This window comes from Natronomonas sp. (assembly GCF_047616845.1).
In the GTDB taxonomy this organism is placed as follows: Archaea; Halobacteriota; Halobacteria; order Halobacteriales; family Haloarculaceae; genus Natronomonas.
On sequence record NZ_JBLGBY010000003.1, the window covers coordinates 18,404 to 31,765 of the forward strand.

The window sequence follows — 13,362 nt, forward strand, 5'->3', positions numbered from 1 at the left end:
CCCGGTCGCGTTCGACCGAGCGGTGGCGTCACCGAATCCACACATGAAACGACAATCCATCGGGGCGATTTCGGCGGCAGTTGCACTAACGATTCCATGGGTAGTCGTCTGGGGCGCCACGACCGCACTGCCCAATCTGTTGGCGGTGCTTGCGCCCGGCGCTGCCTACGAACCGCCGGCGTTCATCACGGGCCTTCCGACCATCGGAACGGTGGCCATCAGTGGGCTGTCAGTCCTCGGCGCCGCGTTCCTCCTGGCGTGGGGCGCCGAAACGGCCGAAAAGGACGTTCCGCGCGCCTTCGCTATCGCCGTGCTCGCCGTGCTCGCGGTCGCACCCGAGTACGCCGTCGACGCCCTCTACGCGTTCAACGCTGGCCAGTTCGCAGAGACCCAGCGTGGCATCGAGGCGGGCAATCTCGCCGTCGCCAACATGACCGGGGCGAACCGCATCCTCATCGGCCTCGGGTGGGCCGGCATCGCACTTTTCACTGTCTTCCGACGAGGGTCATCGGCCGACCCCTCCGTCGAGCGCCGTGAGGGATTCCTCGCGGATGCCGTGACGCTCGATCACGATCTCAGCCTCGACATCGTCTTCCTGATGCTTGCGACGCTGTGGGCGTTTCTCGTCCCGCTGAACGGCGGCATCGATATTCTCGATATGCTGTTTCTCGTCGGGCTGTACGTCGCTTATATCGCAATCGTGCTTCGGGGTGACGTCGAGACCGGCGAAGAACACGTCGGCGTGCCCGCGTATCTACAACAGTTCCCGAAGGCGAAACGGATTCTCACCGTCGTCGCGCTGTTCGCCTACTCGGGCGTGATGATATTCACCGCTGTCGAGCCGTTCGCGCACGGCCTGGAGGAACTCGGCACGCAGATCGGCATCCCTTCCTTCTTCATGATTCAGTGGATCGCGCCGCTTGCTTCCGAGTCACCCGAGCTCATCGTCGTCCTCTATCTGGTCAACAAGGCGCGGTCGACAGCCGGCTTTAACGCGCTCATCTCCTCGAAGCTGAATCAGTGGACGCTTCTCATCGGGACGCTCGTCATCGTCTACTCCATCGGGCTGGGCCGGTACGGCGCGCTCGGGTTCGACCTCAAACAGGCCGGCGAGATCTGGCTGACTGCCGCCCAGTCGCTTTTCGCCATCTCCGTGCTGGTCAACTTCGAGATATCGGTACGGGAGGCGCTCGTCCTGTTGACGCTGTTCGTATCGCAGGTCTTCCTCGAGTTCGTCATCATTCGCGATATCGTCGCCCTGCCGCTGACGAGCTACGAACTCCTCTTGCTGTTCAGCGGCATCTACGTCGTCCTCGCACTCTCGCTTTTCATCTCCCGGCGGGAGGCGCTCGGCTATCTCCTCCGGCGCACGGCAGGCACGATTAGCCATGCCTTTTCATCAAGCGACGAACAAGTACCAGGTGCTGATGATTGACCATGTTCGAGCAACTCCTCATCCCCGTCGACGGTAGCGGGCAGTCGAAACGCGCCGCTGCGGTCGGTCTGGCGGTCGCGGAGCGGTACGACGCCCACGTCGATGTCCTCTACGTCATCGAAGAGCCATCCGAGCGCCGTGAGATGCGGTCGGACGAGGCGACGGCGGCTGGCGAAGCCGCCCTCGAAACCGTCGCGGAGATGGCCGACGGCATCGACGCAAGCGTCGACACCCACCTCGAAGAGGGACGCCCACACCGGAAGATAATCGACAACGCGAAGCGGAACGACACCGACCTCGTCGTGATGGGCCGACAGGGCCGGTCGAACATCCAAAAGCGGCTCCTCGGGAGCGTTACCGACCGCGTGCTCCGTCGCGTCAGCAGCCCCGTGCTGGTTGTTCCGGGCGGCGGCGCCGAAACCGCAGCCGATGTCGCACTCGACGACATCCTGCTCACGACCGACGGGAGCGAGGCCGCAGAGCGGGCGGACACCTATGGCCGAACCGTCGCCGAACAGTTCGGAGCGACGGTGCACGTCCTCAGCGTGGTCGATGTCGAAACCGAGGCAGGCGTCTTCGACGCCGGTGGCGTGACGGAGGAGTTCCTCGACCGACTGGAATCGGAGAGTGAAGACGCCGTCGACCGACTGCTCGGACAGTTGGGTGGCAACATCGACACCCGGTCAGCGGTGATACGGGGGAGGCCTGAGGAGACCATCGACGAGTACGTGACCGACCACGACATCGACCTGCTCATCATGGCTTCGACGGGCAAATCGAAGCTCAAAGGACAGTATCTCGGCAGCGTCACGGACTACGCGCTACGGACGGTCTCCGTGCCCGTACTAGTCGTTACTCCGTAATCGGCGCTGTTTTCTTGGATGCGCCCCCGAGAAAGGAGTCATGGAAGTCACGTCCATCGACCACGTCAACCTCAGGATTCCCGACGACGGTAGCGACGACGCCGTCGACTTCTATCGTAACCGACTCGGCTTCGACATCGAAGGGATGGAACGCTACCGGAGCGGCGACCAATCGTTCTTCGACGTTCGGCTCGCGCCCGCTCACGTCATCCACCTCTGGCCGACAGCCGAGTTCGAGCCGCCATCGGGGGATAATTTCAACCACGTCGCACTGCTCGTCGATGTGGATGTCGAGTCGCTCAAAGAGCAGCTGGCGGACATCGGCGTCTCCATCGATATGGAGCTCGATGCCCCGCTGGGTGCGACCGGCAGGGCGCCGGCCGTGTACGTCACCGACCCGTTCGGCTATCAGATCGAGCTGAAGACGGCAGCAGAGTAACGAACCACCGCAAACGAAAGGGGCGTTCGGCACGTTCGTCAGTGTATGGGCATCACCGTTCCGTTCTGTGACACCCCTGGCCAGTCGGTCGTCATCGGCCTTTTGGCCGGCGCTATCGGGGGCGCGGTCGGGCTTTTGGTCGGGCTACAGCCACTCGGTGTCGCCGTGGTGGCTGGCATGCTCGCGCTCGTCGGCGAGCTTGCTGGTCATCTGCTGCGGGGCGACCAGCAGTTCAGAGACGCGGTACAGCAGGTTCGTGGCGGGTGGGAGTAGCGTCGTGGGCTGAGCAGCTCACTCGTTTTCAAGCGCGTCGAGGATACAGGCGGCGGCGATCACCGCCTCCTTCGGGACAGTACTGGCGTCGTCGATGCTGACCGTGTAGGTATCGCGCAGCGAGAACTTCCCGTCGATGTTCCCGACGTGGCCTCCATCAGGGTCGAAGATTTCGTATTTGTTCGGGATGAGATTCGCGACCTGAACGAGGTGCCGAAGCGCCGAAATGAGCTTGCTTTTCGACTTGATCGTCGCCAGGGTTTCTCCCGTATCGGGGTCTCGAATCGTCCAGTTCTCCACGAACAGCGAGTAGTCCTCATCGAGGACGACGACCTCCTCGCCGGTGCCTGCGTCCGTGATGGTGTAGTTCCCCGCGACATCGAGGATGCTGCCTGCCTTCACGCTGAAGGCGTCCTCGTCGTCGCCAGTGACGAAGGGGAACTCCTCTTTCATTTTGAACAGCTTCTGTTTCCCGCGCAGGACGACGTCACCTGCGCTGTCGCGGACGACGTACTTGTTCCGGATGGCTGATTGTTTGACCTCGTAGTGGTCGTCGTCGAGTTCGATGGTGGAGATGTCGTAGGAGGGCGACGCCGATTCGGACGGGGAGGGTTCGGTCATGGATTGGTAGTGGACAACGTTCGGATAAAAGCATTCTGCCCGCCCAGAAGGAGTATGGAGTAGCCGAAGCTGTCGACGGGAGTCACAGGATGGTAGCGTGTTCTGTCGAGTGCTTCGGCGGGGGGCTCTGACAGAAGGCATTTACCAACGCCCAATAACCACGACGTATGCCGTCGCCCTCCATTCACTGCGTTTCCCCATCTCACATCGTCAAACCCTCGCTGGAAGTCGACGAGAACTATTGCCGGCGGGGCCGTTGTCGTCATCATCACTGAATGGTGTCGGCAACTGGATTCGCGCCGTCGACGAGAACTTCCGATTTCGGATACTCCCGTGTCACGTTGATCGGACATTCGTCCGGCATCTGGTTCTCATCTGACGAAAGCATGTATTGAACCCATTCACGATCTCCCTCGACGCCCCAGTCACCGAGATCGGCATGTGGACAGACACCATCGTAGTCTTCTAACCGGCCCTGGATGATTTCACGGGCCTGTTGTCCGGCCGCATCATCTGCGGTGACGTTGAGGTTCTCGAACAGGGGTCGTGGCTGAAAGGTGATCTCTAGACCGACCGGACAGTATCTGCTCTTCCGTTCATCATAGAACGGAGCCCGACACGTCGGGAAAATCGGTTCGCCTCCGAACGAAAATTCCCAGTGTGGATCGTCTGGTTCCGTCGGGATGTCTTCGGGCCACGGTTCGGGATCATGAACGTGGAGGAACTGAAGGATGTGCCAGAGACTCTCGTGATATTCGGCTTCAGAGTATGACCGATTCGGGGGGCGAAAGAACGTTACGAGCGAGGCCCGTTCGCTGTATTCCTGGTACGTCTCTAGATATTCTAGGAGGGTTCGACCGAACTCGAAGAGCGCGTCCTTGTCCGTCATAGATGGAACGGCGGTATACAACGGGTCACCATCTCGTACGGATTCCGCGCCGAAAAAGCAAGGGAATGGAGTATCATTGCGCTCACCCAGGAGTCCGTTACTGAATGTTCGCCAATGATTCGCCACCCAAGAAGGCGCCTCGCCGGCCTCGACTCGAGCCTTGAGGAACTCTTGTGATTGGAGTTTGCCAACTACGGTTTCCGCCATAGTACGTATAAAATGTTAACCCCATATTTATCTATTGGTTGCATTCTTATTCCCGAGATAACACTGCGAATATCTTTAGAATGCGGTTATATGTTCCTAAACGCCAATTTATAAGCGGGGTCGGGATCGACCTTACTACAGACGAATATCGGGGTTTACCCGAGGTAAAGATAGATCCGATCGCCCAGAAAGCACGCACGGATAGCGCCTCTCGCTCAGTTCGTATGTCCACTGATACGGATTGTTGTAGTCGTTTCCCGGCGAACGCCGAGTCGTCCCGACCGCTCGCCAATAATTTGGTACAACAATCCGTATGAGGGAAATGCTCACCGTATCTTGTTTGCCGCAATATTTATAACCATCAATTGTTAATATTCAGATAGTCGGAGTGGTATGTGTGCACACACCATTCGGGGATGGACAACACCCCAATAATGCCCCTCAATCGCCCTCGCGTCAGACTGTCAAACACAGCGCTTGCTGTATAATTGGAGTGACTGCAACGATTGTAATTTCCCTGCTGTTCTATTCAGAGTTAGTAGCTGTCGTTGGACGACTACAGCTATTATGGTCGACTGTATTGGTGTTTATACTCCTCTTGATGTGGCTTGGGGTCTGGCTCGCAGTTGAGCTGGTATGGGGGTGGCAAGCACGACGGTTCTCAATCAGTAAGTAGCGTTACTGTACCGTTCACACGGTGCCCTGCAGCAATCGAGTTGTCGTAATGTGTCCGAATCTACGCGGTTTGAGCCGAGCGGAAGCCGCTATACGGGAGTAGAATCAACATGCTTCGCCAGGGGTTCGAACCACGCAAAGACATCCGCTCGCGGCTGCGACTTCTCTAATTCGAATCCCTTCCGTGTGCTTCCTTCTTCGCCACTACGTTCCTCAGAAGAGTGCTCCGTCAGGGATTCGAACCCTGGTCCTTGCCGTGAGAGGGCAAGATGATTGGCCGGACTACACCAACGGAGCGTGGTTCGTCTGAACGCATGGAAACGTATCCGAGAGAAACGTATAACCGTTGCGCTTCACCGTCGCTGTGGGCCGGTTTGCCACCGTATTGTTCAGTCTGGTTTGTACACGCGCCCGCGGAACGTCGCGACTCTGTCGTCCGATTCGTCGGTGACAACGACCTCGTATTCGGCGGTGCTGCCGCTTCGGTGTGTAGTCGATGCTACGGGTCAGGGAGGTCACGGCTCATCGGTACGTTCCTCGATACCCGGCAGCGTTGTAATCGTTTGGCCGGGGAGCTGGGTAGGGCCTAGCCACCGCTTCCAGACACCACTTGTATCTCAATGGTATTGAGTGGTATTGAGCGGTAATTTTATGTGGGTGGGGGTGTTTGTATGAGTACAATGAGCCAGAACGACTCCCCGGTAAGCATGATGTTCGAGTTCCAGCGTAACGCAATCAGCCAGACGCAGGGCGCAATCGAGAGCGGCGTCGAGTTCCAGCGCACCCTCAACGACTCCGTCGCCGACAGCCTCGACGCGACGCGTGATGTCCAAGAGCAGAGCAACGATGTCGTCCGCTCGGGCGTCGACATGTACTTCGACGCTATCGAGTCGGCCGTCCCCGGCGAACAGACCGTCGTCGCTGACATCCGCGAGACCATCGACGAACAGCTCGACACCCTCGAGGACAGCCAGACCGACGCCATCGACACGATGGAAGAGAACCTCCAGGAGAGCACCGACTCCGTCGACGAGCTGCTCGAGGACTTCCTCGAGACGCTCGACGAACAGGTCAGCTCCCTCCTCGAAGCCCACGAAGACCTCGAAGACCAGTCCGTCGAGGCCCTCGAGGAGCTCGAAGGGCAGATTCAGAGCCTCCAGGACGAACTCGAAGAGCGCGGCGACGAGTTCCAAGAGCAGCTCGAAGAGCAGGCTGACACGCTCCAGGATCAGTTCGAGAACCTGACCGAGCAAGTCGAGGGCGTCACCGAGCAGACGAACCTCTCCGCCTAATCGCGGACACCTCGTCACACGTATCTCAGCGGTTCTTTTCCGGTCGGCAACACGCCACCAGCGCGGTAGTGTTCAGATAAGGATGAAGAGTGAGGCGGTGTGATTTCTGAGTTGTCTATGCCCGAAATCGACCGCCTCAACGGTAATCTCGGCCAGATCGAGTTAGAGTTTGTGGAACGAGAAGCGACACCGCAGCTGTTGATGACGCTCAGTATTCAGCTTCATTTCGCTGGACTATCGCTTTCGAATACTGTTTTTATTCTTGAAATGTTCGGCGTCGAACGAGCTCAATCCACTATTCATAACTGGGTTCACAAGGCCGATCTACAGCCCGACGACGGTCGGAACCCGGATCACGTTGCGGTTGATGAGACGGTGATCCAACTCAACGACGAGCAGTACTGGCTGTACGCTGCGGTCGATCCTGAAACAAACGAATTACTCCATACAAAGCTTGAGCCGACGAGAACCAACGTTCTCGCTCACTCGTTCTTCCGCGAGCTTCGCGAGAAACACGACGTCGATGACGCCATGTTTCTCGTCGACGGCGCGACGCCGTTGAAAGACGCCTGTAACCGACACGGACTCCGATTCCGATGCGAAAAACACGGGAATCGGAACAGCGTCGAACGTGTCTTTCGTGAGGTAAAACGACGAACCCCTTCATTTTCAAACTGCTTCAGCAACGCCACAGCAGAAACTGCCGATGACTGGCTCAGATCCTTCGCCTTCGCATGGAATCAGCTTATCTGAACACTACCGATCCACCCACCCCTGTGTCCCGTTCTCGACGCGTTCGAGGAGGGTCGCGTAGCTCTCGTGGTCGTCGTAGTTGGCATAGAAGATGCTTCCCCCGATGGCGTTGTCCAGCGACTGCTGGAATCGGAGCGTGTCGCCACCGCTCGTTGCCCGCTCCTGTGCCGCCTGCGTGTCAGCGTACAACACAGAGTTGAGCACCACACCGAGGCCGACCAACACGAGGGCGATAGCTACGGCTCCGATAACGAGAATCTGCCCACGGGTGCCGGCCCCATCCATCACTCGGTACATATCGACTCGACCCGTGTTTCTTTCTAGTTCCTAACATCTTAGGAGAGCAAGCGCTAATCGGACGAATGAAGCACAAAGAACAGCGAAAACGGGGTTGCCGTCAGTCGTCCGCAGCGCCGGCCTGCTCGGCACCGTCGATGGCGACGAGCGTCCGAAGCTCGTCAAATTCGGCTTCGGTCGGGTCGTCCTCGATGAATCGTTCTCGGTCAGTGTCGAGTTTCGACTGCGGGATGTCCTCGTAGTGATCCCAGTGGTTGTAGACGGCGTGTTTGAAGTAGCCGCCAGCGAACGACTCGGGGTCGATTCGCAGTTCGCGGTCGTCGTCTGCGCACCGTGACACAGCGACCGGGGTGCGAAAACGAAACGCCGCGGTTATCGGACGTCGTCGAAGTCTTTGTGGCCCTTGATGTCGATACCGTCCTCGGTGACGGTGGCGAGGTAGACACCGTTTCCGGAGCCGGTGTCACGTTCGACGGCGGCCTCGACGGCACGGGCGGCCAGCGAGGAGGCTTCCTCCATCGAGAGGTCGTCCTCGTAGTTGCCTTCCAGAACACCGTAGGCGAGCTGCATCCCGCTGCCAGTGACGGTGTAATCATCCTTCATGACACCGCCAGCCGGATCGAGCGAGTAGACGTGGCTGCCCTCTTCATCGACGCCGCCGAGAATCGGGCGGATGGCCATGAACGGCCCGCCGCGGGCCAGGTTGCCCGCAAGGGTGGCCAGCGCCGAGATCTTCATCGGCTTGTCACGGCGCGTTTCGTACAGTGACGCTTCGGCGCGAATCGAGCGGATGAACGACTGGGCACCGCCGACGCTGCCGACCAGCGTCAGGGCGGCCGTCGGGTGAATCTGCTCGACCTTCTGGACGTCCTTGTTCGAGACGAAGCGGCCGCCGAGGGAGGCGCGCATGTCCGTCGCGATGACGACGCCCTCATCGGTCGCGATACCGACGGTCGTCGTCCCCGTCTTATTGACGGCATCCTCGTCGCCCTCGATGTCCTCGAAGGAGCCGAGCTCCGGCTCGTACGGCGAGAGCTCCTCGCCGCCGACGGGGGCGTTATTCATCGCTTTCACCGCCGATTTCGGCGAGATGGGATTCGATGGTCGCGGTGTCGAGCGTCTCGAAGGACTCCGACTCGGTGTCGATGGTCGCGATTTCGACGCCTTGGGCTTCGAGGTCTTCGTTCGTGGACGAGAGGCCGCGAAGCGCGAGGTCGACGCCGGCTTCGAGGTCGAGGTCGTCGCGGTAGCCCTCCTCGAGAACCTCCTGGATGGCCTCGCGGTCACCGCCGACGGCGGTGGCCTGCCACTCGTACGGCGTCCCGGACGGGTCGGTCTCGAAGAGACGCGGCTGGCCGTCGATGACGCCGCCGACGAGCAGTGCGACACCGAACGGACGGGCGCCGCCCGTCTGGGTGAACTGCTGGATGTGGTCGGTGACGGATTTCGTCAGCGTCTCGATGGGGATTGGCTCATCGTAGCGGAGGCGCTCGGTCTGAGCGCGTCGGCGGGCGAAGTCGATGAGCTGGCGCGCGTCGGCCACGTGGCCGGCGCTGGCGATACCGATATGGTCGTCGGCCTTGTGGAGCTTCTCGACCGACGACCGCTCCATGAGTTCCGACCGGACGCGCCGGACGGCGCCAAGAACGACGCCGTCGGGCGTGCGGACGCCCACGCTCGCGGTGCCGCGCGACACGGCCTCGCGTGCGTATTCGACCTGATAGAGACGTCCGTCGGGAGAGAAGATGGTGATCCCCCGGTCGTACGCCTGCTGCTGTGATTGTCCTTGCATTGTGATAGAGGGCCGCAGTGGCCTTCACCTCGGGTTATGGAACCCCACATATATACCTTGCTTATAAGAGGTGAACGTTGCCTCGACCCCGACGAGCACGTATCTGCCTTTCGGCTGTGGCGGCCACACTCAATCGGCGGCGAGGGCCGCCAGTCGCTCGATGCGCTCCTCTTCTACCGGATGTGTCGACGAGGGCTGTCACCGCCCCGTTGCGCGCGGAGACACCCGCCACCGAGTTCAGAGCGGTCAGGCTCGCAGCCGGAAGGAAACGACCATCCGAACGTCCTGGCCGTCGCTCGTCTCGGTCGATACGTCGACCCCGACGACAGCGTCCTCCTCGACAGTGTCGAAGGGTATCGTCCGGAGTTCGGCCGCGTTCGCTCCCGCTTCGATGAGTTCGACGCGAATCCGGTCACGGTTCTCGCTTACGGACGCAACGTCGTGGCCGTGCGCTTCGAACGCGTCTCGGAGGTCACTCTTCACATCACTCATACGAACGCCTCGTCCGGCGGGCCGAAAAGCGTTCAGGCTACACGCGGGCGACACCGGTTTGTTCGGCGAACGCGAAGTTCTCCTATGAGTCTCACAGCGACCCCGACCCGTCTGGACGACGGTGATGATCTCGATTCGTTCGTCGCCGAGAACGACGTGGCGCTCGTGGAGTTCTACACGAAGGGCTGCTCGAAATGCGACGCTATGGAGCCCGTACTGGGCACCGTCGCCGCCGCGACCGACGTGGCGGTCGGCATGGTCAACCCCGGCAACGACCTCGACCTCGTCGAGCGGTTCGACATCCAGTCGGTGCCCACGCTGATTCTCTTCCGGGACGGCCACCCGGTCGCGAGAAAAGCTGAGGGGTTCCAGGGCGCCGAATCGGTCATCGCCTTCCTCGAAGCACACGCGTCAGAGGCCGCAAAAGCTGTTAACTGACCCTACGTCTCGTCGAAGAGCGCGCCGAAGATCTTGTTCTCCGCGGCCCGAGCGTGCTGGTGGAACGTCGGGGAAGCGATATCCAGCGACTCGGCGACATCCTCGCCGGAGCTGTCGCGCGGCCACTCGAAGAAGCCGGCGTAGTAGGCCGCCTCCAGTGCGGTTCGCTGGCGGTCGGTGAGTTCGGTCGACAGCGTCCGGTCGACGCGCTCGGAGGGCGCGTCGGATTTTGTGACCTGCCGGCGCGCGAGCGCGTTCGCTTCCGGCATCATGTCCTGGACGGCGTCGATGACGGTTCGTACGTCGACACCGCCCGGGACGTGGACGGTCATCCGGAAGTCGCCGTCCTCGAAGACAGCTCGCTCGACCGACCCGCCGAGCGACGCGACGGCCGATAGCAGCGGCGGTTCCGAAAGCCGAATCTCGAACCTCGTCCCGTCGAGGTCTTCGTCGATGGCGGTGAGTTCGTCCCAGTCAGGCAACGCCTTGGCGATGCTTTTGAGCGAGTCGACGGACTCCTCGTCGGCGGTGCCGTACACGAGGAACGTCTCGTCGCCGACCGGGATGGACTGTTCGAGAGAGATAGTACCCTCCATGGAGTCGTGGCCGTACCCGGACAGGAAGTTCGGCGCGCCGAACTCGAGTTCGGTGAGGTTGTCACCCATCAGCGCGCGCTTGCGCTCGACGGCGGCGATAGCGTGGCCGACGAGCTCACCGAGATGTTCGAGGACGTCACGCTCCTCGCCTTCGAACGCGTCGAGCCGTTCGGTGTAGACGTTGAGGGCGCCGTATATCGTCCCCTCGTGGACGATGGGGACGGCGGCCGATGACTGGAAGTCGTAGCGCTCGGGCTGCTCCTGCCAGGGTTCGTACTGCGGGTCGGTTGTGACGTTCTGGGCAGTCTGTACCTCCTCGGTGCGAATCGCTCGGCCGGTCGGGCCCTGGCTCTCCTCGTCGTCGGGGGCGACGGAGATAGTGACACCGTCGAGGTAGCCCTCGACACCGGCCTCCGCTCGCAGTTCGATCTCCTGGGTGGCCGTGTTCGGTTCGCCCAGCCACGCGAACGTGTACGACTCCGATTCGGCCAGTCGCTCACACACCGTCTCCTCGATCTGCTCGCGCGTGGACTGCTCGATGACGGCTTCGGAGATGCCACGAACGACGCCGTTGAGTTCGTTCAGCGCGGCGAGGCGCTCTGTGTTGCGGCGGCTTTCGAGTCTGCTGCCGAGCCAGTCGCCGACCAGGTCGACGAACGTCTCGTCCCATTCCGTGAAGCCGCTGACGGACGACCCATAGAAACAGAACGTGCCGATGACCTCGCCGTCGACGAAGATGGGCGTACCGAGATAGCAGTTGATGTCGGTCGTTTGGTTGCCTTCGCGACGCGCCAACTCCGGCGCTTCGTCCTCGATGTTCTCCAGAATCACCGTCTCTTCGGAGGAGATGGTTCGCTCGCAGTTCGTCGAGGAAAGCGGGACGACGTCGCCGGAGTCGATGTCGCCACCCTCCGGCCCGACGACGGTATCGAACACGTACTGGTCGCCCCGGATCCTGGAGACGGTCGCGTACTCGGCGTCAAGTGTCTCACGGCCGATTTCCAGCAGTTCCTCGACCTGCTCGTCGAACGTCCGGGTCTTGTCGGCGATGATCTCCGTCGTCTCTCGGAGGTGCTCTTCCCGGGCTTCGAGTTCGAGTTCGGCTTCGCGGCGTTCCGTGATGTCTTCGCCGATACCGACGACGCGGATGACCTCACCGTCGGTGTCCCTGACCGGCGAGCCGCGGGCCTCCATCCACCGCTCTGTGCCGTCCGGGCGAACGATTCGGTAGATCTCCTCGAACTCCTCTTCGGGGAGCGCCTGGTACGATTCCCGGACGCGCTCGCGGTCGTCGGGATGGACGCCGTCGAGGAACGCCTCGGCGTCGTCGTACAGTTCGTCGCGTTCACGCCCCCAGACCTTCTCGTAGGCGGAGTTGATATAGAGCATCTCCTCGCCGTCCGGGGATGTCATCCAGACGACCTCGTTGAGGTTCTCCGAGAGCATTACGAACCGCTGTTCGCGCTCCCGGAGTTCGGCCTCCATCTCCTTGCGATCGGTGATGTCACGGAAATACACCGACAGTCCCGTTTTCGAGGGATACGCCCGAACCGTGAACCACGTATCGAGCGGCGGGAAATACTCCTCGAACGTGACTACCTCCTGCGTTCGCATCGCACGCTCGTACTGCTGTTGGAACGTGGTGTCGACTGCCTCTGAGAACTCATCCCAGACGACGGAACCAATCAGCTCGCCCTCGGGTGATTCGAGCAACTCTCCCGCCTGATCGTTGAGATACGTGAACTGCCACTCCTCATCCAGCGCGAACACTGCGTCAGTGATACGATCTAACACCTGGTCGATGTCAGCCGGCTGCTCCGGTTCGGCGGGGTTGGTGTCGCTGTCGAGCGGCCGGACGACGCCCGAGAGGCCGTCGAACTCGTCGCCGTCCGCACAGGCTTGCAGGCGAACGTCACACGGCACGGTGTCGCCGTCGCCGGTGCGTAGCGAGCACTCGACCGTCGTCGCGTCGTCGGCCTCGTACAGCGAGTGTCCGACCGTATAGAGCTGTTCGGGTGTGGGCTCTGCGAAAACCGCAGAGACGCGCTCCCCGAGCAGTTCCTTGCGAGGGCGGCCGGCCAGCTCTGCGAGCGTCTCGTTCACCGCCCGGATTTCGCCGTTCGCGCCGAGGCGAACGAGCCCGTCTGCGAGGTCATCGACGAGGGACGAATCCCGCGTGACAACGTCATCATCGTCACTCACAGCCGGGTCAGCGCTTTCTTCCCCCTCTGCACTTCCCATACACGGGAACGTGTATTCTCGCCTATAAATCCACCGGCCACCAGCACATTCTTCCTGAA

The 13,362-nt window shown here is 61.0% G+C and carries 15 protein-coding genes, 1 tRNA gene and 1 pseudogene; 7 read left to right on the plus strand and 10 right to left on the minus strand.

All coding sequences use genetic code 11. The annotated features are described in order from the left end of the window. The first annotated feature begins 43 nt into the window (after positions 1–43). The 4 genes from ACI8UR_RS01065 to ACI8UR_RS01080 are packed head-to-tail and all read left to right on the plus strand — an operon-like array spanning position 44 to position 3,010. Complete coding sequence (locus ACI8UR_RS01065; protein WP_411714774.1) at positions 44–1,435, plus strand: sodium:calcium antiporter; 1,392 nt, start codon at positions 44–46, stop codon at positions 1,433–1,435. 2 nt (positions 1,436–1,437) lie between these two features. After that, positions 1,438–2,298, plus strand: a complete 861-nt coding sequence (locus tag ACI8UR_RS01070) for a universal stress protein (RefSeq protein ID WP_411714773.1) — start codon at positions 1,438–1,440, stop codon at positions 2,296–2,298. 40 nt (positions 2,299–2,338) lie between these two features. Then, positions 2,339–2,737 (plus strand): VOC family protein, encoded by a 399-nt coding sequence (locus ACI8UR_RS01075; RefSeq protein ID WP_411714772.1) that lies wholly within the window; start codon positions 2,339–2,341, stop codon positions 2,735–2,737. Between the two features lie 45 nt (positions 2,738–2,782). Next, a complete protein-coding gene (locus ACI8UR_RS01080; RefSeq protein WP_411714771.1) occupies positions 2,783–3,010 on the plus strand; it encodes a hypothetical protein in 228 nt (75 codons plus the stop codon). An 18-nt stretch (positions 3,011–3,028) separates the two neighbouring features. Here the strand turns inward: ACI8UR_RS01080 and ACI8UR_RS01085 are convergent, their stop codons facing one another. From ACI8UR_RS01085 to ACI8UR_RS01100, 4 genes and pseudogenes are all read right to left on the minus strand, one after another. Next, positions 3,029–3,631: an LURP-one-related/scramblase family protein gene (locus ACI8UR_RS01085; protein ID WP_411714770.1), complete on the minus strand. Its 603-nt coding sequence runs from the start codon at positions 3,629–3,631 to the stop codon at positions 3,029–3,031. Between the two features lie 268 nt (positions 3,632–3,899). After that, positions 3,900–4,727: a YqcI/YcgG family protein gene (locus ACI8UR_RS01090; protein WP_411714769.1), complete on the minus strand. Its 828-nt coding sequence runs from the start codon at positions 4,725–4,727 to the stop codon at positions 3,900–3,902. A gap of 897 nt (positions 4,728–5,624) precedes the next feature. Further along, positions 5,625–5,699, minus strand: a tRNA-Glu gene (locus ACI8UR_RS01095). Between the two features lie 92 nt (positions 5,700–5,791). Then, a pseudogene (locus ACI8UR_RS01100) lies at positions 5,792–5,902 on the minus strand (phenylacetic acid degradation protein PaaI); the annotation flags it as partial. A 180-nt stretch (positions 5,903–6,082) separates the two neighbouring features. On the opposite strand from ACI8UR_RS01100, the gene ACI8UR_RS01105 reads away from it, so the two are divergent. After that, positions 6,083–6,694 (plus strand): hypothetical protein, encoded by a 612-nt coding sequence (locus ACI8UR_RS01105; RefSeq protein ID WP_411713991.1) that lies wholly within the window; start codon positions 6,083–6,085, stop codon positions 6,692–6,694. 117 nt (positions 6,695–6,811) lie between these two features. Then, on the plus strand, positions 6,812–7,447 hold the full coding sequence (locus ACI8UR_RS01110; protein WP_411713992.1) for an IS6 family transposase: 636 nt from the start codon (positions 6,812–6,814) through the stop codon (positions 7,445–7,447). A 3-nt stretch (positions 7,448–7,450) separates the two neighbouring features. On the opposite strand, the gene ACI8UR_RS01115 is transcribed toward ACI8UR_RS01110, so the two are convergent. From ACI8UR_RS01115 to ACI8UR_RS01135, 5 genes are all read right to left on the minus strand, one after another. After that, positions 7,451–7,732 (minus strand): hypothetical protein, encoded by a 282-nt coding sequence (locus tag ACI8UR_RS01115; RefSeq protein ID WP_415087470.1) that lies wholly within the window; start codon positions 7,730–7,732, stop codon positions 7,451–7,453. A 112-nt stretch (positions 7,733–7,844) separates the two neighbouring features. Next, positions 7,845–8,084 carry a hypothetical protein gene (locus ACI8UR_RS01120; RefSeq protein WP_411713994.1) on the minus strand — a complete coding sequence of 80 codons (240 nt, stop codon included), beginning with the start codon at positions 8,082–8,084 and terminating at the stop codon, positions 7,845–7,847. Between the two features lie 32 nt (positions 8,085–8,116). Next, positions 8,117–8,809 (minus strand): archaeal proteasome endopeptidase complex subunit beta, encoded by a 693-nt coding sequence (gene psmB, locus ACI8UR_RS01125; protein ID WP_411713995.1) that lies wholly within the window; start codon positions 8,807–8,809, stop codon positions 8,117–8,119. Beyond that, complete coding sequence (gene psmA / locus ACI8UR_RS01130) at positions 8,802–9,536, minus strand: archaeal proteasome endopeptidase complex subunit alpha (RefSeq protein WP_411713996.1); 735 nt, start codon at positions 9,534–9,536, stop codon at positions 8,802–8,804. The genes psmB and psmA overlap by 8 nt, the downstream gene beginning before the upstream one ends. Positions 9,537–9,782: 246 nt before the next feature. Continuing rightward, positions 9,783–10,028 carry a hypothetical protein gene (locus tag ACI8UR_RS01135; protein WP_411713997.1) on the minus strand — a complete coding sequence of 82 codons (246 nt, stop codon included), beginning with the start codon at positions 10,026–10,028 and terminating at the stop codon, positions 9,783–9,785. Positions 10,029–10,112: 84 nt separating this feature from the next. Between ACI8UR_RS01135 and ACI8UR_RS01140 the strand changes: the two genes are divergently transcribed. After that, on the plus strand, positions 10,113–10,466 hold the full coding sequence (locus ACI8UR_RS01140; RefSeq protein WP_411713998.1) for a thioredoxin family protein: 354 nt from the start codon (positions 10,113–10,115) through the stop codon (positions 10,464–10,466). Positions 10,467–10,468: 2 nt separating this feature from the next. Here the strand turns inward: ACI8UR_RS01140 and ACI8UR_RS01145 are convergent, their stop codons facing one another. Next, on the minus strand, positions 10,469–13,303 hold the full coding sequence (locus tag ACI8UR_RS01145) for a PAS domain S-box protein (RefSeq protein ID WP_411713999.1): 2,835 nt from the start codon (positions 13,301–13,303) through the stop codon (positions 10,469–10,471). Positions 13,304–13,362 lie beyond the last annotated feature (59 nt).

Bases quoted from the DNA above. Each gene is read 5' to 3' on its own strand.
- ACI8UR_RS01065 (WP_411714774.1), top strand. From the start codon at position 44: ATGAAACGACAATCCATCGGGGCGATTTCGGCGGCAGTTGCACTAACG.
- ACI8UR_RS01070 (WP_411714773.1), top strand. From the start codon at position 1,438: ATGTTCGAGCAACTCCTCATCCCCGTCGACGGTAGCGGGCAGTCGAAA.
- ACI8UR_RS01075 (WP_411714772.1), top strand. From the start codon at position 2,339: ATGGAAGTCACGTCCATCGACCACGTCAACCTCAGGATTCCCGACGAC.
- ACI8UR_RS01080 (WP_411714771.1), top strand. From the start codon at position 2,783: ATGGGCATCACCGTTCCGTTCTGTGACACCCCTGGCCAGTCGGTCGTC.
- ACI8UR_RS01085 (WP_411714770.1), bottom strand. From the start codon at position 3,631: ATGACCGAACCCTCCCCGTCCGAATCGGCGTCGCCCTCCTACGACATC.
- ACI8UR_RS01090 (WP_411714769.1), bottom strand. From the start codon at position 4,727: ATGGCGGAAACCGTAGTTGGCAAACTCCAATCACAAGAGTTCCTCAAG.
- ACI8UR_RS01105 (WP_411713991.1), top strand. From the start codon at position 6,083: ATGAGCCAGAACGACTCCCCGGTAAGCATGATGTTCGAGTTCCAGCGT.
- ACI8UR_RS01110 (WP_411713992.1), top strand. From the start codon at position 6,812: ATGCCCGAAATCGACCGCCTCAACGGTAATCTCGGCCAGATCGAGTTA.
- ACI8UR_RS01115 (WP_415087470.1), bottom strand. From the start codon at position 7,732: ATGGATGGGGCCGGCACCCGTGGGCAGATTCTCGTTATCGGAGCCGTA.
- psmB (WP_411713995.1), bottom strand. From the start codon at position 8,809: ATGAATAACGCCCCCGTCGGCGGCGAGGAGCTCTCGCCGTACGAGCCG.
- psmA (WP_411713996.1), bottom strand. From the start codon at position 9,536: ATGCAAGGACAATCACAGCAGCAGGCGTACGACCGGGGGATCACCATC.
- ACI8UR_RS01135 (WP_411713997.1), bottom strand. From the start codon at position 10,028: ATGAGTGATGTGAAGAGTGACCTCCGAGACGCGTTCGAAGCGCACGGC.
- ACI8UR_RS01140 (WP_411713998.1), top strand. From the start codon at position 10,113: ATGAGTCTCACAGCGACCCCGACCCGTCTGGACGACGGTGATGATCTC.
- ACI8UR_RS01145 (WP_411713999.1), bottom strand. From the start codon at position 13,303: ATGGGAAGTGCAGAGGGGGAAGAAAGCGCTGACCCGGCTGTGAGTGAC.